Source organism: Metabacillus niabensis (assembly GCF_902829255.1).
In the GTDB taxonomy this organism is placed as follows: Bacteria; Bacillota; Bacilli; order Bacillales; family Bacillaceae; genus Metabacillus; species Metabacillus niabensis.
In genome coordinates this window covers 1-18,820 of sequence record NZ_CADEPK010000361.1, presented here as the reverse complement: position 1 = coordinate 18,820, position 18,820 = coordinate 1, and the positions used below count along the sequence as shown (strand labels likewise).

Below are 18,820 nucleotides of genomic sequence, written 5' to 3'. Positions count from 1 at the left end.
GGTGAAGAAATTTTCCCTCACCATTAACGAAGATATTAAACAAATATAAAGTATAGGATAAATAAAACACATAGAACATACATAATTGGATGGACTTCTTTAAAACGTTTTTGTGCAATCATTGCAAATGGATATAAGATAAAACCAAGGGCGATCCCTGTTGCTACACTTGATGTTAATGGCATCATAATGATCGTGACAAAAGATGGTATGACGATCTCTAATCTGCCCCAATTTATTTTGCTTATTTCCATAGCCATTAACGCACCGACAATAATGAGAGCTGGTGCTGTTACTTCAGTTGTTATGACGGAAAGAATAGGTGAGAAGAATAATGCTATTGTAAAGCAAATTGAGATAACAACAGCTGTAAAGCCTGTACGTCCCCCAACTGCTATCCCTGCGGTTGATTCTACAAATGAAGCAGTTGTTGATGTACCGAAAATCGCTCCGGCAACTCCTGATGTCGAATCAGCCAATAAAGCTCTCCCTGCATTTGGAATTTCATTATTTTTCATAATCCCTGCTTGACTAGCTACTGCAATAAGGGCACCAGCAGTATCAAAAAATGCTACAAATAAAAATGTAAAGATAACTGTAAGGACTTGAGGTGTAAAAATATCTCCTAAATGTGAAAAGACAACACCAAACGTTGGTTCTAAGCTAGGAACACTGCCAATTATTGAACTAGGAACATCGATAAAACCTGCAATCATTCCAATAATTGTCGTAATCACCATACCGTAAAAAATACCACCATTTATCCCTCTTACTAGCATCATTAATGTAATAATAAAACCAACGACTGCTAACCCTGTACCTGGAGAAGTTAAATCTCCGATTGAAACAAATGTATCTGGATTAGAAACGACGATCCCGGCATTTTTTAATCCAACAAATGCGATAAAAAATCCAATACCTGAAGCGATTGCATATTTCAAATCTTGTGGTATAACATTAATAATTTTCTCGCGAATTTTTAATAAACTCAATATCATAAAAATAATGCCAGCTACAAAAACTCCAGTTAGAGCAATTTGCCATTCGATTCCCATTCCTATACATACAGAAAAAGTAAAAAATGAATTAAGCCCCATACTTGGTGCAATTCCAATTGGATAATTTGCAAGTAGCCCAATTAAAAGGGAACCTACGATAGCGGATAAGGCAGTAGCAGTAAATAACGCACCTTTATCCATTCCAGCTTGGCTTAATATAATAGGATTAACAACAAGAATATAAGCCATTGATAGAAATGTAGTTATTCCTGCTAATGTTTCCCTTTTATATGAAGTTTGTCTTTCTTCGAATTTAAAGAATTTTTTCATGATGTGATCCTCCAAAATATAAACAATGATGTTAAGAATTGAGACTAAATAATAGTTTAAACAGATATTGGGTTATTATTCTAGTAGAACGGGTTTAACTATTCGTTATGTTTTAGCAACTATGTCAACGCATAAAAAAACTTTGGCTACTTAAGCTGCCAAAGTTGTCTTTAAAAGGAATAGGTGATAAGTCACTAATCCTTGTAGACAAGCCATTTAAGGTAGCTGGTAGAAACGTTCAAGCCATATTCTCGAACTTATACAAGGGAATATATAAATAGATAATAGTCGGATTTTATCAGTTTTCGACAACGTTCGTCAATAGCAAGTAAAATAGTTTATATTTTCATTTAATTTAGAAAGGAAATGATCGTGCTATCAATAATATGTATTATCATATAAATCTGAAAATAACAGATACACCGTGCTTCACATCCTACATAAATAATAGTATGATAGTCATAAAAGAATGGTAATTATCTTACATATTAATCTGTCCGAGAGGAGTTTTAAATATGGATATTTCTAAAGTAGTAGTGTTTCGAGCTGGAAATGAAGAATACGGAGTACCAATCGAAAACGTTATTTCTATTGAAAAATTAGAGGATATAAACGTCATCCCAAATATGCCTTATTATATGAAGGGTGTTGTTATGGTGAGAGGAGAATTAATTCCTACACTTGATACGAACAATATCTTATATAAGCAGGAAACGACTATTACAGAAAACATAAAACTTATCGTTATTCAATCAGATGAGCTATCGGTAGCATTAATAGTTGAAGATGCAAAAGAAATTATTGATATTAGGCAAGAACAACTGAAGTCTATATCAGTCGGTGCTTTTCAAGCAACAAAATATTTTGTTGCTGTTGCAAGTATTGAAAGCCGGTTAATTACGATTATTGATCCGAATCAATTTATCTCTAGTCTTGAAGGGATTTCTCTCGTAAAGGACGAAATTATCAGTCACCAATTATAAAATTGGTGATTTTTTGATGAGAAGTAAGTAGTGCTTACATAAAGAATTGGATTTCTTAAAGAAGCTTAACTATGTTAAAGTGTTCATATAAATGAAGAAAATTAATATCGTGTGGTGTATTATTTATGGAACGATCACATAGTGGAAGAATCATTCTTCATGTTGATATGAATAGCTTTTACGCATCTGTTGAAATAGCCTTTAACCAAGCATTAAAGAATAAGCCATTAGCCATTGCAGGAAATGTAGAAGAACGAAAAGGAATCATTGTTACTTGCAGCTATGAAGCAAGGGCTAAAGGCGTTAAGACAACGATGCCACTATGGCAGGCAAGAAAATTATGTCCAGATTTAATTGTTATGAAACCTAATTTTGAAAGATATCGAAAAGCTTCGAAAGCAATGTTTGACATCTTAAGGGAATACACGGATCTTGTTGAGCCGGTTTCAATTGATGAAGGATATATGGATATTACAAATTGTGTTGGGCAAACTCCTCTGGAAATTCCTAAGCAAATCCAGCAACGATTACTTGATGAGTTATTGCTACCTTGTAGCATTGGGGTAGCTCCAAACAAATTTTTAGCTAAAATGGCCTCCAATATGAAAAAACCATTAGGAATAACTATTTTAAGGAAACGAGAGCTTTCAGATAAACTGTGGCCATTACCTGTAGCAGAGATGCATGGAGTGGGTAATAAAACAGCAAAGAAACTTGAGACAATAAATATTAAGACTATTTATGATTTAGCACATGGTGATTCTATACAATTGAAAAAATTACTTGGAATCAATGGAGAGCTGCTTAAACAGCGCGCTAATGGAATAGACACTCGTGAGGTAGATCCAGATTCAATTTATGAATTTAAGAGCATTGGAAACTCAACAACATTAGCAAAGGATACAACTAATGAAAAAGAAATTAATGATGTTCTAAGAAGGCTTGCACATTCTGTAATGGTAAGAATGAAGCGAAAGGAAGTACTCACGACTAGAATTTTTATTAGCATTCGGTTTGGAAATTTAAAAACAATTACAAGAAGTAAAAAGCTTGAGAACCCAATTAAAAATGAAGAAGATATATATTCAGTCGCAAAACAACTCTTTTTTGCAAATTGGAACGAAGAGCCGATTCGACTATTAGGTATTACAGCACAAGACCTGTTAGGGAAAAATGATGCTATTAAACAGTTGGATTTGTTTTCCTTTGAGGAAGATGCAAAGGAGGAGCCACTGCTATCTGTTATGAATAAAATTAACGAAAGATATGGAAATCAGCTGATTCAACGAGGTGTTAAAGGTGCCTTAGAGACTGATATTTCACCTGGAACTAGCTTTAATAAAGATTTTTTAAGAGATTAAGCGATTACATTGGTTATGTTACTTGAAAAGTATACGAAACTTATGGTATTTTCTATTATAGTCATAATAAATAATTCGAATTGTGTGTCAATTTCGTAAGTTTTGTCAAAAGGGGCAGATATATGTCGGCACCTTTTCATATTCTAAGGACTAGAAGGGACGTAAGTAAATGTCAAAACAACAAATTGGTGTTATTGGTTTGGCTGTAATGGGGAAAAATTTAGCTTTAAATATTGAAAGTCGTGGATTTTCAGTATCAGTTTTTAACCGTTCAGCAGAAAAAACAGAAGAATTTCTAAAAGAAGCGGAAGGGAAAAATGTTGTTGGTACATACAGCATTGAAGAGTTTGTCCAATCTTTAGAAACCCCTCGCAAAATTTTATTAATGGTAAAGGCTGGAGCTCCAACTGATGCGACAATTGAATCACTATTACCACATCTTGATAAAGGTGATATTCTAATCGATGGTGGTAACACATTATACACAGATACACAGCGTCGAAATAAGGAGTTAGCTGAAAGTGGCATCCATTTCATTGGAACTGGTGTATCAGGTGGGGAAGAAGGGGCATTAAAAGGTCCTTCAATTATGCCTGGTGGACAAAAAGAAGCATTTGATCTTGTTCAACCTATTTTAGAAGCTATTTCAGCTAAAGTTGGTGGAGATCCTTGCTGTACATACATTGGTCCAGATGGTGCTGGTCACTATGTGAAAATGGTGCATAACGGAATCGAATACGGAGACATGCAATTAATTTCGGAAGCTTACTTTATTTTGAAAAACGTTTTAGGCTTAAATGCCGAAGAGCTTCATGAAGTGTTTGCTGAATGGAATAAAGGAGAGCTTGACAGCTACTTAATTGAGATCACTGCGGATATTTTCACTAAAATTGATGAAGAAACAGGCAAGCCGCTTGTAGATGTGATTCTTGATACTGCAGGGCAAAAAGGAACTGGAAAATGGACAAGTAAAAGTGCTCTTGATTTAGGTGTTCCACTTCCTATTATTACAGAGTCTGTATTTGCACGTTTCATTTCAGCTATGAAGGAAGAGCGTAAAAAAGCAAGCACAATTCTTTCAGGTCCTACTGCAAAATCTTATACAGGAAACAAAGAAGAGCTTATTGAAGCAGTTCGTAAAGCATTATATATGAGTAAAATTTGTTCTTATGCTCAAGGCTTTGCACAAATGAGAGCAGCTTCAGAAGAGTACAATTGGGATTTAAAATACGGTGATATCGCAATGATTTTCCGTGGTGGTTGTATCATCCGTGCTGCATTCCTACAAAAAATCAAGGATGCATATGATAAAAACCCACAATTAGAAAATCTTTTACTTGATTCATATTTTAAAGAAATTGTTGAAAGCTACCAAGGGGCTCTTCGTCAAATTCTTACTGTAGCAATTGAAAATGGTGTTCCAGTACCATGCTTCTCTTCTGCACTATCTTACTATGATAGCTACCGTACTGAAACATTGCCGGCTAACCTTTTACAAGCACAACGTGACTACTTCGGTGCTCACACATATCAACGTGTTGATAAAGAAGGTATTTTCCATACTGAATGGATGCAAAAATAATAAAGAAAATGTGATTTTGGGCAAGGACTTATGTTCTTGTCCTTTTTTAATGAGAGGGTATATTAATGCTTATTGTTGACTGTCATGTGGCTTTATTTATTGCTGCAAGTTCTATAGACGAAATAATAACCTAGCTTAACAACGTCTAAATAAACAAAAAGAGCTATTACAGTTCTACTGTAATAGCCAATAAGGAGATACTTTGGGTTGCATCTTACATTAATAGCTTATGTGGATTCCATTTAAGATGTATGAGACAGATAGACGAGCAGATTCGCACATTTTTTATATTATATGAGTAAAGCATAGAGTGTTTAAAGAAGTTAGGTGATGAAGAGCTGTATAAAAATAGAGGTTCTTACAAATTGAAAAGGCTGGAGCAATGTGCTTCCAGCCTTTATTAATTGAAAATATGACTAGATGGTTAGTTAACTGGCCACCATTGATTTCCGTCCTTTTCAAGCATTTCATCAGCCTCTTTAGGTCCCATTGAACCTGCTGGATAAGTTGCAAGTTCAGCTTTCCCTTTTTTCCATGCTTCAGAAATTGGATCAACGAAGCTCCAAGATAATGCCACTTCATCCCAATGAGTGAAGTTTGTAGCATCTCCACGCATGCAATCGTAAAGCAGCTTTTCATAAGCTTCAGGAGTGTTAATGCCATCTAAGAAATCATTTGTTAGGTCTAGTTTAACTGGCATAGAATCCCCAGCATCTCCATCCTTTTTAACGTTTAATTGCAATGTTATCCCTTCGTCAGGTTGAATATTAATAACTAGTAGGTTAGGTGGGACTGTTTCACCTTTTTTATAATATAGGTTCATTGGGATATCTTTAAATTGAACGACAATTTTTGTTGATTTTGCAGCCATTCGTTTACCGGTTCTAATATAGAACGGAACGCCAGCCCATCTGAAGTTGTCAATTAAAAGTTTTCCAGCAACAAATGTTTCAGTTTGTGATTCATTATCTACATTATTTTCTTCACGATAACCAATTAGTTCCTTATCACCAAGTTTTCCACTTGTATATTGACCGCGTACAAAATAATTTTTCACTTCATCTTCACTTATTGAGCGAAGTGCACGGAAAACTTTCACCTTTTCACTTCGTATTTCATCAGTTGTTAATTTGATTGGCGGTTCCATTGCAAGCAATGCTACCATTTGTAACAGGTGGTTTTGAACCATATCGCGGAGAGCACCTGAATTTTCATAATAACGGCCACGATCTTCAACACCTAACACTTCACTAGATGTAACTTGAATATTTGAAATGTAGCGGTTATTCCATAATGGCTCGAACATTGCGTTTGCAAAGCGAATAACCTCAATATTTTGGACCATTTCTTTACCAAGATAATGGTCAATTCGATAAATTTGATTTTCGTTAAATGCTTCACGGATTTCTTGGTTTAACTGTTCTGCTGAAGGTAAGTCATGACCAAACGGCTTTTCGATCACTAATCGACTCCAACCATTTGTTTCAGTTAATCCTTGCTTTTTAAGATTTTGGGCAATTGTACCGAAAAATTCTGGCGCCATTGCAAGATAGAAGATTCTGTTTCCTTCAGTTTGGTATGTACCATCTAATTGACCTAATAAATCATTTAACTCTAAGTAAGAAGAAGGATTTGTTACATCAAATGGATGATAATAAAAATGTGATGTAAAATCATTTAAATCTTTTGATTCTTTCAAAGAAGATTGAATAGAATCGGATACATTATTTCGAAATTCATCGTTTGTCCAAGGTCTTCTTCCAACACCGACAACTGCAAATTCCTTGCCGATTTTTTCATTTTGAACTAAGCGATAGATAGAAGGAAACAACTTTCTCTTAGCTAAGTCTCCAGTTGCTCCAAAAATAACGATAACTGATTTTGGATGTTCTTGTGTAATCACGTTCGTACCTCACTTTATACATACAATTTATTTAGCATCAGTGTAAAAAAATGATATGAAAACGATACCTTAAAAAGTAGATTAAAGTTATAAGGGCAATCAATTTTTTCCACTGAGTGTAAAATATCCTTACAAGTATCTAATTTTATATCTAAATGTTTTATAAATCAAACAAATAGATTCTTGTACTAGTATAAACGATAAGCGAAATAATTATTGTGAGAATAATTTTTGAGTTAATATCGTTTACACTCGAAGCGAAATTCCTCTTTGTAATTCGGTACAGTCACTGGCAGTTTATCGAAATTTGTTAGGCTGTTTGGCAATTACGCTAAACTGCTAGTTTTTTGTTTCCGATACGTCATTTAAAAAATAAAAGCTGGCGAGGAAAAAAGATACTTGTTAAAATCTTTTTATTATTCAGTCTATTTTAGACAGGAATCGCTAGTTTGGTCAAGTACTAAGTTTCAAGTTTCGCGAAAATGTTCTTTCGTGTATTCTTATAAGTGATGGTAAGGAGGAAATCAAGTGAAATTAATGTTTCTTGGTACAGGTGCAGGAATGCCTGCTAAAGCTCGGAATGTAACGAGTATTGCTTTGCAATTATTGGAGGAAAGACAGTCTATTTGGCTATTTGATTGTGGTGAGGCAACACAACATCAAATTTTACATACATCGATAAAGCCCCGAAAAATAGAAAAAATTTTCCTAACCCACTTACATGGTGATCATATATATGGTTTACCTGGTTTTATTAGTAGTCGATCTTTTCAAGGAGGAACTGATTTAGTCACCATTTATGGACCTAAGGGTGTGGAGGAATTTGTCCGAACTTCCCTTTCGATTAGTCAGTCTCATTTATCCTATCCATTACAATTCGTTGAAACAACAGAAGGGACTATTTTCGAGGATGAGCAATTTAAGGTCGTCGCAAAAAAACTCGATCATGGTATTGCTACATTTGGATATCGTATTATTGAAAAGGATTTACCGGGAGCTTTACAAGTCGATAAATTAAAGGAGTTAGCGATAAAACCTGGACCAATTTATCAAAAACTAAAAAATGGAGAGAAGGTTAAATTAGAAAATGGTACTGTCTTAGACGGCCGGGACTTTTTAGGACCTTCTCAGAAAGGTAGAATTGTTACAATACTTGGTGATACACGTTATACAGAAAATAGCATAGAGCTTTCTATTGATGCAGATTTACTTATTCATGAAGCAACCTTTGCTGATGGTGACGAAAAACTTGCTTTTGAGTATTTTCATTCAACTACAACTCAAGCTGCTAAAATAGCGAGGCTAGCTAACGTGAAGCGTCTCATCCTTACACATATTAGCTCGCGCTATCAAACAGATGTTGATTTAGATAATTTGGAAAAAGAGGCACAAGCATTTTTTCCTGCAACTACGTTAGCCCAAGACTTTATGGAGGTCGAGCTTCCTAAAAAACGAGGATAAAAAAGGTGGTTGGAGAGTCAACCACCTTTTCTTTATTCTCTTGTTAAGACCAGCCGCGGACATATTGCTCTGGGGCTTCAAGCTTTGTGTTAAGCTGTGAGGCAGCAGTCCTTGGCCAATAAGGGTCTCGTAAAAGCTCTCTCGCAATAAAAATAAGGTCTGCACGATTATTTTGTAGAATTTCCTCTGCTTGTAAGCCATGTGTAATCAATCCTACAGCTCCTGTAGCAATATTAGCTTGGTTTTTTATTTTCTCAGCAAAACCGACTTGATAGCCGGGATAAACATTGATTCTCGCCGGTACAACAGCACCTGAACTAACATCAATTAAATCTATACCTTGTTCTTTCATTTGTTTAGCGTATGGAACATAATCTTCAACAGTTAATCCATCCTCATGATAATCAGTAGCTGAAATACGTACAAATAATGGACCATCCCATACTTCTTTTACTGATCTGAGAACCTCGCTTAAAAAACGGTAGCGGTTTTCTGCAGAACCACCATATTCATCATCACGTATATTTGATAAAGGTGATAAAAATTCATTTATTAAATATCCGTGTGCTGCATGGATTTCAATAATATCAAACCCAGCTTCCTTTGCTCTACGTGCACCAAGTTTAAAAGCTTGAATTGTCTCTTGAATTTGTTCTTTTGTCATTTCACTCGGTGTTTTAGATTGATCGTCAAAAGGTATTGCAGAGGGTGCTAAAATATTGCCATCTATAGTTGCTTTGCGTCCTGCATGTGCAAGTTGGATAGCTGTCACAGATCCATAATGCTTCATTCCGCTAACTAGCTTTTGAAGCTGTGGGATATGATCATCGCTCCAAATTCCTAAATCATTAGCAGAAATTCTTCCTTCTTTAGTCACCGCAGTTGCTTCAACCATAATTAATCCAACTTGGCCAATCGCTCTACTTATATAATGTGTCATATGAAAGTCCTCGACATATCCTTGCTGACCTGTTGAAGAATACATACACATAGGGGACATAACAATACGATTTTTGAGCGTCACGTTTTTTATTTTATACGGCTGAAAAAGCTTTGTTTGCATCTAATCTCCTCCATTAATAAAAATTGTATAGGTGAATTATAACAATTCCAGTTATTGGACGTCATGTGTTCTGTTTTGTTAAAGCTAGTAATTAAAGTTCAAGAAATAGTAAAACTGCCCCACCAATGAGTTTTGTTCATTAGTAGGGCAGTTTCCATTTTATGATTCTCGTTTCTTTGACATACGTCCGGCCTTTTTAGCAGCCTCGCGAAGCAAAAACTCAATATGGCTATTAACACTCCTAAAATCATCTGCAGCCCATTTTTGTATGACTTCGTATAATTCTGGATCCATTCGTAAGGGAAAGCTTTTTTTCTTAGGCATTGCATTCACTCTTAATATAATGTGCCTGTATTAATGACAGGCTGGGTTGATTTTTCAGAAACGATTGCGACTAGTAAATTATTGACCATTTGCATTTTGCGCTCTTCATCTAATTCGATTGTCCCGTCTTGTTCTAATTGCTTAATTGCCATTTGTGCCATTCCAACTGCCCCTTCAACAATTTTTTGTCTTGCAGAAATGATTGCTGTAGCCTGTTGGCGCTGTAGCATTGCTTGGGCAATTTCTGTAGAGTACGCTAGATGAGTGAGTCTTGCTTCGATAACTTTCACCCCAGCAACATCTAATCGTTCCTGTAGCTCTCTTGCTAATTCGTTGGAAACTTCTTCTGCATTTCCTCTTAAGGTTAGCTCAACGTTTTCAAATGTGTCATATGGATATTTTGTTGCAACATGGCGAATCGCTGTTTCGCTTTGAATTTCAACAAATTCTTCATAATTATCAACATCAAACACAGCTTTTGCTGAATCAACAACTTTAAAAACAATCACAGCAGCTATTTCAATTGGATTTCCGTCAACATCATTAACCTTTAGTTTTTTGCTATTAAAGTTACGTACACGAAGGGAAACATTTCGACGAACTGTTAACGGTACAGTCAAAAATAATCCATTTTCACGAATTGTTCCCAAATATCTACCGAAAAATGTAACAACAACTGCTTTATTTGGCTGCACAATCGTCATACCGCTAGCTAAAAATACTGTAATAATTAACAATGGTATTGCTAAGCCAATCGTTTCGTTTATTAGCATAAAAACACTTAACGCTAAAAATAGCAGGATAGCTAATACTCCAATAAAACCATTCAATTGAAAAACTTTATTTTCCTTCATTTTAACTCCCCCAAAGTAATATTTAAATTATATTATTATGATATTACTTTTGTATAAAAATGTAAATGTTTGTATCGTGAAGGGGAGAAATGTTGTAAGCATTTCATATTTTCGTTATACCAATGCTTTAACCATCTTTTGAATCTTTTATAATCTGATTATCACTAAAGACATTATTGGGGGAGCTCTTACAACAACTAGGAATTGGTAAAAATATTACTAGTTCCTTGGATTTAACTAAACTTTTTTGGAAAGTTTATGTTAATATTATTTTTATTATTAGGTTTTGAAAAAAACTAAGCCGTTGAGGTGTGGGGATGAAAGTATACTTTCATTTATTTATAGTACTGTTCTTTGCTTTTACACTAACAGGGTGTTTTGGTGAAGATTATGATGTAGGAGTTCCAACTGCTCATTTAAATTTCGATATGTCATCTGTTCAATTGTCGGAAGCAAATATCAGTTGGAATACAGCAAGTGAAGATGTACAGGAAACAATAAAAGATGTTGAAAAATATGCATCATCACTGAATGAAATAAAGGTTTTGCCAGACCAAAAAGTGTTTTTAGATTTTAAAGAGAATGAAGAAAATGGTGGAGATATTTGGACTGACCCCAAAATAACAGTTGCCCTATTAAAAGATGACAAACGAACTGAACTTGCATTGGATGACTCAAGAGAATTTCATTTCCCAACAAAAAAGGGGAATTATGTTTTGGAGGTTGAATTTATTAATTCTGCGGGCAGTGCTCAATATGTAGGGAATGTTGTTATTGAGTAAGTTGATTTATTATGAAACCGGGTCCTTTATTAAGATAGTGAACGATGATATATGCCTCTTAGAGACAGGTTAACAATATAACATTTGTTTTTTAGAGCTTAGCAATATATGTGAAAACGAATAAGCGGTATTAGCTCTATATTTCATAGGCTAATACCGCTTAAATCAATTCGTTTAGTTTTCTGTAGTAGACAGTACTTCTGAAAACATCGTTTTTAATTCAATAGATCGTTCAGTAGCACGTTTTATACAAGCGATTACAGCATCTTCAAATCCATGTTCCTGAAGGATGGATATCCCAGCCTCAGTTGTACCATTTGGACTTGTTACTTCTTTTCGTAATTGTGATGGAAGCTTTTTTGTACTTTCAATCATTTCGGCAGAGCCAAGCAATGTTTGGATGATTAATTCTCTTGCAACATGTGCATCTAGCCCAACTTCAACAGCTGCCTTTTCCATTGCTTCAACGAGAAGATAAACATAAGCTGGGCCACTTCCAGATACACCAGTTACTGCATCAAGCTGATGCTCTTCAACTAGTTTACATATGCCGATTGCTTCAAACAATGATTGACATTTTTTTATTTGCGCCATTGACACATGTTCACTTGCAGCAATTGCAGTTGCTGATTTTGCTATTGTAGCGGACGTATTTGGCATAGCACGGATAATCGAAGCCTCTTTCCCAAGGATATTTGTAATGGTTTGAATGGATATTCCCGCTAACACTGAAACGATTAGTTGGTTTGTTATGAACTCTTGAATTCCATCGATCCCCGATTTTACATCCTTAGGCTTCATTGCTAACACAATAATTGACGCCTCTGATACTAATTTCTTTTTATCATGTGTTGTTATAATATCGTATTTTGTAGCAAGCTCTTCCAAGCGAGTTGTATTCGTACGGTTTGCAACGATCACTTGATTTGGCTTATAAACCCCGCCATTTATTAATCCTGCTATCATTGCTTCAGCCATTGAACCTGCACCGATAAATCCAATTTTCGTCATATGATAATTCCTCCTTTTATAGGCATAAATAAAGCCATTCTGCCCTTATTAAAAGAACGGAATGGCTCCGCGATTCCAACCTTTTGTGAAGTGATCCCTTCCCTAGCTACTTCTGTTTCCTAAAAGCCTACTGGGAATTTCCTGTTTTCTTGTCTTTTATTTTCAAAGCCCTGTTATGTATATTGACATAAGTGCCTGAATTTTTAATCATTATGCAGCGATTTTCGCATCCTTGTCAAGTATTTTTGAGAGTGCTTTAGTAGGAGGGTTGCTTGAAAGGCTTGACTTCCTTTCATCTATCATTCAAATTGTAAATATCAAGACTTATCAGTAGGTGAGGTGCTTAAATGAATACAAGGATTCAAGGGTGTAATGTAGTTATTACAGGTGCATCTAGCGGAATCGGAGAAAAAATTGCGCTTGAATGTGCAAGGCAAGGGGCACATGTTATTTTGCTTGCTAGGAGAGAAGAGTTATTAGTGAAGCTCTCTGAAAAAATAAAAACAGAATACGGTGTTTCAAGTCTTTTTTACGTCTTAGATGTTCAAGATTTTGCCTCAATAAAACAGGTATTTACAAAGATTGAAACTGAGATAGGACCAATCGATATTCTTGTGAATAATGCTGGTTTTGGAATTTTTAATCATGTTATTGATGCTAGTTTAGAAGAAATGAAAAATATGTTTGAAGTGAATGTTTACGGAGTAGTAGCCACTACAAAAATGGTCTTACCTTCCATGCTAAAACGGAGAAAAGGTCACATTATTAATATTGCTTCTCAAGCAGGAAAGCTCGCAACTCCTAAATCGAGTCTATACGCCGCCTCTAAACATGCGGTTTTAGGTTTTACAAACAGCTTACGCTTTGAAGTGAAAGCTCATAATATCTTTGTTACTTCCGTCAATCCGGGGCCAATTAAAACGGATTTTTTCTCGATTGCCGATAAAGATGGAAATTATGTGAAAAATGTTGAAAGATGGATGCTTGATCCTAATAAAGTAGCAAGGAAAATCGTTCATGCCATGCTTTCTCCTAAACGTGAGATTAATTTACCAGGCTGGATGAACGCAGGAAGTACGGTTTATCAGCTTATGCCAGGTGTAGTCGAACGATTGGCGGGGAAAGCTTTTATGAAAAAATAGTGAATTGGTTCAACCTTGGGGAAAAGAGTGTGATTCTTTTCCTCTAGTCTAGATTCGTTAAATAAAAAATAGACAACATCCTAAAACAACCTCATACCACTCTGTTTGCTCATTTCTCCGCTTTTATTTTTCCGAGTAAATGATTGAAATTCTCCTCCATTCCGTTCAAATCATTTCGTTATATTTCGTATATATGTTTTTCCTCATTTACAAGTGTTTTTCTCCTTAAACAGATGCTTCCGCTTTTGTTAGTGGTGGAAACTTCCATTGAAAACGAACGTATATTCCCTTAAGATATGAATATAATAAATACGAACATATATTCTTATTGGGGGAGTTGGCTATGATTGAACATTATGATCAATTGCCAAAACGTAAAGTTTTATGTGTTGATATGAAAAGCTTTTATGCAAGCTGTGCAGCTGTTTTGCATGGTTTAGACCCATTAACATGCTATTTGGTTGTCGTAGGGGATACAGAGCGACAAGGAAGTATTGTGTTAGCAGCTTCTCCACAGGTGAAAAAGGAATTTGGTATTAAAACGGGAGCAAGATTGTTTCAAGTCCCGAATGATCCACGTATTCAAATCGTAAACCCGAAGATGGGGACATATATTCGAATGTCGACAGAGATAACGAAATTATTTCATCGCTATGTACCGAAGGAGGCTATTCATACCTACAGTGTTGACGAAAGCTTTATTGAAGTAGATAGTGTAGAGCATATATGGGGTGATGCACAAACAATTGCCGCCAAAATTAGGGACGATATGGAGCGTGAATTTCAGCTTCCTAGTGCAATTGGCATTGGACCGAATATGCTTATGGCTAAAGTATGTTTAGACATTGATGCTAAAAAAACAGGTGTGGCAGAGTGGACGTATGATGATGTAAAAGAAAAACTGTGGAAAATCGAACCGTTGAGTAAAATGTGGGGAATTGGTTCAAGAGTTGAAAAAACATTAAACCGCATGGGGATTTTTAATGTTGGACAGTTAGCACATTATCCACTTGAACTTCTTGAAAAAAAATTTGGTGTGATGGGAAATCAGCTTTATTATCATGCATGGGGTGTTGACCTATCAGAAATTGGTGCACCAATTATGCAAGGACAAATTAGCTTCGGGAAAAGTCAAATATTACTTCGAGATTATCCTAATCCGGAAGAAGTCAAGCATGTGATGTTGGAAATTTGTGAAGAAGTTGCCCGTAGAGCACGTCAGCATAAAAAGGTTGGAAGGACCGTGAGCTTAAGTATAGGCTATAGCCATGAAGAATTTGGCGGGGGTTTTCATCGCTCGAAAACGATAGAGCAACCAACAAACATTACAATGGATTTGTATGAAACATGTTTGCAATTATTTAATAAATTTTATGTTCATAAAACGGTTCGACAAATTGCTGTTACATTATCAAATATTGAAGATGATTCTGAAATGCAGCTGGATTTATTTCGACCAAATCGTACGAAACAGCGAACCCTTGGTTATGTGATGGATTCGATCCGCCATAAATATGGTTCAGATGCAATATTACGTGCAGTATCCTATACACCAGCTGGGACAGCTAAGCATCGGGCGAAGCTGGTGGGTGGTCATAAAGCGTAATGATGCACAGTTTACATTACATGTCCTTGTTCCCGTTTTATACCTAAAAGAATAATCTATTGAGACTTTATTCTTTAGGGGGATACATCAAGTGAGGAGAGCATATTTAACATATTTGGCATTAGGAGATTCTTTAACTGTCGGGGTAGGTGCATCATTTTTAGCACCAGGCTTTGTAGGACGTTATAAACAGATAACAGAGGAAAAGCTAGATAAGCACGTGTTTACTACGATTTATGCAAAATCAGGAATTGAAACTGGTGAAGTATTAAAAATCGTTCAGAATAAATGGTTGCATGAAAAAATAAGGGGAGCAAATATTATCACGATTTCTGCAGGAGGAAATGATTTAATCGAAGCAAGTGAGGAATTTATTGAAACAGGTGAAGTTGCTGAAATCACTGAATCAGTAAAGGGATGTGTCCAAAACCTATCTGAAATCATGAGCATTATTCAACAATTAAAAAAAGATTGTGGTGTTCCTTATAGGGTTTATTTACTTAATCTTTATAACCCATTACCGCAGATTCCACTTGCGGACAAATGGGTGCAAATCATTAATCAAAAGTTAAACCGTTTTGATAATGGTTCAACGATTCAAATTGTAAATATTTATTCAACATTTGACGGTAGACAATCAGAGCTTTTATCTAGAAGAGATGGGATTCATCCGAATAATGCAGGTTATCAAGAAATAGCTGAAGCAATTATTCAACGGGGGTATCCGAAGGAGTTTTATGAAACAATGTAAGGGAAAGCCGGTGAAGAAATGATACGGGACAGAGGAAATATAAAATGGACGTCGATGATGCTACCTGAGCATGTAAAACTATTAAGGGATTGGTCTGAAACAGATAGCTATCAAGAAAAGCCTGAGCTTGATGAACAACAGCTTGAACAGTTTAATGAGCTGATATGTATAGCGATGGAGGGACATAACGAACTCGTTTTTACGTACTATAAAGACCATTATCATCATACTTGCACAGGGTTTGTTCATTACATTGATCCTCTTACACATATGTTACGAATTGTTGATGAGAGCAATAAAGAGTATCTTCAATTACCAATTCAAGCTATTATAGACATTAAACTGAAGTAGAAGGATGGAACTTTTAGTACTCATCCTTCTTTCCTTTCAGATTTCCGAAAATTATAAAGCGAGTCACGAAAAGATGAGAACGATGTATAACATATGTTAAAATAGATGCATGTAAATAGAGAGAAGGAGATTAGTATGGAAGTAACCTTTACAAAAGAAGCAATAGCACAAATCGAACCAAAATTTACAGAAAATAAAAATAGAATGTTGAAATTAAAATATGATACAGAAGATTGCGGGTGTGTTATGTGCGGTGTCACAGCACTATGGCTAGTAGAAAAGCCTGAAGAAGATGACATAAGGATCGAAACAAATGGAATGCCAGTATATGTTGAAAAAACGAAAATGGTATTTTTAGATGATAAGCTAACAATCTCTTTTAATGAAACAGCAAATTGTTATATGTTAAAAAGTCCTTCACAAATATTAAATGCACGTATGAGTTTATTAATAAAGTGAGGGGAAAGCAATGAAGGATCGATTAAAATCTATCAAAAATGTAGCCTTAAATCGCACGTGGGTCTCATTTTTAAATAATAATCATCCATATAGTCTCCTTCATTGGTCAATTGGAGGAGCCCATGATGAGACAAAGGATGTATGGTTGCTACAAGATGAAATGACATTTGAAGTACAGGAATTTGCAACAATTGATGATGCCATTGAATGGATGGAAATACATATGAAGCAAATATCTGATGTATTAGGATAAAAAGAAGGATTCACAATTATGGCAAGACAAGCTAGCATAAGGATCCTGAAGCTAGCTTGTCTTGTTTCATTCTATAAAATATCGGCAAAAAACTCATCAATGACATTGGAATATTCTTTGCGGTTTTCTGCATAGGACATAGCATGCGAGCCCTTTTCAGCGATAAACAATTTCTTTGGTCCTTTCTTTTGCTGAAAAAGTTGTTTTGACATTTCAGCTGGAATGTAATCATCGTCTTTACTATGGATAAATAGAACAGGGTTTCTAATATTAGAGACAGCTTTAAGAGGAGAGACCCCTTTTATCGAATAGCGATCACGCAACTGAACAAATGGCTTGGCAATTGGCATAACAAGCACACTAGGGAGCTTAAATTCAACTTTAAGCCTATATGAAAGTTGTGCCTCAAGCTCAGAAAAAGGACAATCAGCTATATAGAAATCTGCCCCATCCTCAACCATTCCAGCGTAAAGCAATGTGGTTACAGCACCCATGGACTCACCATGAATACCTAATATAATTGAATCTCCTACCTCTTTTTTTAACCAATGAACAACAGCTTGTAAATCAAATTTTTCATAATGACCATAGCTAGTAGTTTTTCCACCACTTTCACCATGTCTTCGGTGGTCATAAATAACAACATTCCAGCCCTTCTCTAAAAACAAATTCATATATTTAACAGAATTTAGACGATTGACCGTAACACCATGACAAATGATGATATATCGATTCGTCTCATAGGGGGCAACAAGGGTACCTTTTATCGAATAGCCAAAAGAGGAACGGATTGTAAAAAATTTCTTTTCCAATGCGTCATAATCATTTTGATTATAAAATCCGAGCGTTGTTTCACGCTTAATAATTTCTTCATCAGTCTTCTTTTTAATATACATCATCCGGTTTGTAAAGAAAAAGCCAACAATAAATATGTAAGAGAGGACAATAAATAAGCCGATAAGTAATTTTTTCATAAGGGTAGTCTCCTTTTACTAAAAACTCCCTTTTTATTGTACACGAATCTATTTCATCCTTGCAATAAAGGAAAAATGCACAAAAATAGAGTCACTATCTCTAACAATAAACATGTTAGGAGAAGCTGACTCTATATAAACTAGATTAAATTTATTGAGGTGAGTTTTGTCTTTTAGTAGGATGGATGGCTTTTTCGACCTCTTCAGCAGCTAGCATCTTTCTAGAGGTATCAGCATTTGGCTTTCCTTTTTGTCCACGTTGCTTTGTCATGATAGATCTCTCCTTTCTTGATTAACATGTCATATGTAAGGTGAGATTATACAAGGTTTAGGAAGGGTTTTCCTTTTGTAAATCCCTTTTCAACGTAAGAAATGTTAATTATAATTTATTAAAGAGGAAGAGGAGGTACCAAAAATGAAGAAAAATGCAAAAAAGAAACAAGATGATCAAACGGTATCTGTTTCAGATTATTTAAATGAAGATTTAAAAGAAAAATTAAAAATGGTGAAAAAGGATTTAACGATTGAGCAACAAGAAAAAGAAGCAGAATTAGAGCGTAAAAAGATCGAAGAACGGAAACAAAGAGAAAAAAATAAAAGCTTTGAAGAATTGTTAAGCGAGAGTTCCTTAT

19 protein-coding genes and 1 riboswitch are annotated in these 18,820 nt (G+C 35.3%); of the genes, 12 read left to right on the top strand and 7 right to left on the bottom strand.

Features of this window, described 5'->3' with window-relative positions; genetic code table 11:
* Positions 1-35: 35 nt before the first annotated feature.
* Complete coding sequence (locus tag HU235_RS21095; RefSeq protein ID WP_174881486.1) at positions 36-1,328, bottom strand: NCS2 family permease; 1,293 nt, start codon at positions 1,326-1,328, stop codon at positions 36-38.
* 184 nt (positions 1,329-1,512) lie between these two features.
* Positions 1,513-1,613, bottom strand: a riboswitch (purine riboswitch).
* 230 nt (positions 1,614-1,843) lie between these two features.
* Here HU235_RS21095 and HU235_RS21090 point away from each other — a divergent pair.
* From HU235_RS21090 to gndA, 3 genes are all read left to right on the top strand, one after another.
* Positions 1,844-2,311, top strand: a complete 468-nt coding sequence (locus tag HU235_RS21090) for a chemotaxis protein CheW (RefSeq protein ID WP_095299920.1) — start codon at positions 1,844-1,846, stop codon at positions 2,309-2,311.
* Between the two features lie 125 nt (positions 2,312-2,436).
* Positions 2,437-3,672 carry a DNA polymerase IV gene (locus tag HU235_RS21085; protein ID WP_145582572.1) on the top strand — a complete coding sequence of 412 codons (1,236 nt, stop codon included), beginning with the start codon at positions 2,437-2,439 and terminating at the stop codon, positions 3,670-3,672.
* Between the two features lie 169 nt (positions 3,673-3,841).
* Complete coding sequence (gndA, locus tag HU235_RS21080; protein ID WP_095299922.1) at positions 3,842-5,254, top strand: NADP-dependent phosphogluconate dehydrogenase; 1,413 nt, start codon at positions 3,842-3,844, stop codon at positions 5,252-5,254.
* A 424-nt stretch (positions 5,255-5,678) separates the two neighbouring features.
* Here the strand turns inward: gndA and zwf are convergent, their stop codons facing one another.
* Positions 5,679-7,154: a glucose-6-phosphate dehydrogenase gene (gene zwf / locus HU235_RS21075; protein ID WP_095302960.1), complete on the bottom strand. Its 1,476-nt coding sequence runs from the start codon at positions 7,152-7,154 to the stop codon at positions 5,679-5,681.
* 531 nt (positions 7,155-7,685) lie between these two features.
* Between zwf and rnz the strand changes: the two genes are divergently transcribed.
* Positions 7,686-8,618: a ribonuclease Z gene (gene rnz / locus HU235_RS21070; protein ID WP_095302938.1), complete on the top strand. Its 933-nt coding sequence runs from the start codon at positions 7,686-7,688 to the stop codon at positions 8,616-8,618.
* 43 nt (positions 8,619-8,661) lie between these two features.
* On the opposite strand, the gene namA is transcribed toward rnz, so the two are convergent.
* The 3 genes from namA to HU235_RS21055 form a co-directional block, all read right to left on the bottom strand.
* On the bottom strand, positions 8,662-9,681 hold the full coding sequence (gene namA, locus HU235_RS21065) for an NADPH dehydrogenase NamA (protein WP_174881485.1): 1,020 nt from the start codon (positions 9,679-9,681) through the stop codon (positions 8,662-8,664).
* Positions 9,682-9,840: 159 nt separating this feature from the next.
* On the bottom strand, positions 9,841-10,005 hold the full coding sequence (locus tag HU235_RS21060; RefSeq protein ID WP_095302940.1) for a type II toxin-antitoxin system antitoxin: 165 nt from the start codon (positions 10,003-10,005) through the stop codon (positions 9,841-9,843).
* Between the two features lie 11 nt (positions 10,006-10,016).
* Positions 10,017-10,859: an SPFH domain-containing protein gene (locus HU235_RS21055; protein ID WP_095302941.1), complete on the bottom strand. Its 843-nt coding sequence runs from the start codon at positions 10,857-10,859 to the stop codon at positions 10,017-10,019.
* Positions 10,860-11,176: 317 nt separating this feature from the next.
* On the opposite strand from HU235_RS21055, the gene HU235_RS21050 reads away from it, so the two are divergent.
* Positions 11,177-11,641, top strand: coding sequence for a hypothetical protein (locus HU235_RS21050; protein WP_145583473.1), 465 nt, complete (start codon positions 11,177-11,179; stop codon positions 11,639-11,641).
* Between the two features lie 174 nt (positions 11,642-11,815).
* Here HU235_RS21050 and proC read toward each other — a convergent pair whose 3' ends face one another.
* Positions 11,816-12,652: a pyrroline-5-carboxylate reductase gene (gene proC / locus HU235_RS21045; RefSeq protein ID WP_095302942.1), complete on the bottom strand. Its 837-nt coding sequence runs from the start codon at positions 12,650-12,652 to the stop codon at positions 11,816-11,818.
* Between the two features lie 347 nt (positions 12,653-12,999).
* On the opposite strand from proC, the gene HU235_RS21040 reads away from it, so the two are divergent.
* The 6 genes from HU235_RS21040 (at position 13,000) to HU235_RS21015 (ending at position 17,214) form a co-directional block, all read left to right on the top strand.
* Positions 13,000-13,794 carry an SDR family NAD(P)-dependent oxidoreductase gene (locus tag HU235_RS21040; protein WP_174881484.1) on the top strand — a complete coding sequence of 265 codons (795 nt, stop codon included), beginning with the start codon at positions 13,000-13,002 and terminating at the stop codon, positions 13,792-13,794.
* Between the two features lie 343 nt (positions 13,795-14,137).
* Complete coding sequence (locus HU235_RS21035) at positions 14,138-15,400, top strand: Y-family DNA polymerase (protein ID WP_095302944.1); 1,263 nt, start codon at positions 14,138-14,140, stop codon at positions 15,398-15,400.
* Between the two features lie 91 nt (positions 15,401-15,491).
* The gene (locus tag HU235_RS21030; protein WP_170944493.1) at positions 15,492-16,151 is read left to right on the top strand and encodes a GDSL-type esterase/lipase family protein; all 660 of its coding nucleotides are present in this window, start codon (positions 15,492-15,494) and stop codon (positions 16,149-16,151) included.
* A gap of 18 nt (positions 16,152-16,169) precedes the next feature.
* A complete protein-coding gene (locus tag HU235_RS21025) occupies positions 16,170-16,502 on the top strand; it encodes a YolD-like family protein (RefSeq protein WP_095302946.1) in 333 nt (110 codons plus the stop codon).
* Positions 16,503-16,637: 135 nt separating this feature from the next.
* Positions 16,638-16,961 (top strand): iron-sulfur cluster biosynthesis family protein, encoded by a 324-nt coding sequence (locus HU235_RS21020; protein ID WP_095302947.1) that lies wholly within the window; start codon positions 16,638-16,640, stop codon positions 16,959-16,961.
* Between the two features lie 10 nt (positions 16,962-16,971).
* The gene (locus HU235_RS21015; RefSeq protein WP_095302948.1) at positions 16,972-17,214 is read left to right on the top strand and encodes a DUF2552 family protein; all 243 of its coding nucleotides are present in this window, start codon (positions 16,972-16,974) and stop codon (positions 17,212-17,214) included.
* A gap of 71 nt (positions 17,215-17,285) precedes the next feature.
* Here HU235_RS21015 and HU235_RS21010 read toward each other — a convergent pair whose 3' ends face one another.
* Entirely contained in the window at positions 17,286-18,188 is a 903-nt protein-coding gene (locus HU235_RS21010; RefSeq protein WP_174881483.1) for an alpha/beta hydrolase, read from the bottom strand.
* Positions 18,189-18,603: 415 nt separating this feature from the next.
* On the opposite strand from HU235_RS21010, the gene HU235_RS21005 reads away from it, so the two are divergent.
* A partial coding sequence (locus tag HU235_RS21005; protein ID WP_174881482.1) for a YqkE family protein occupies positions 18,604-18,820 on the top strand: 217 nt, incomplete at its 3' end.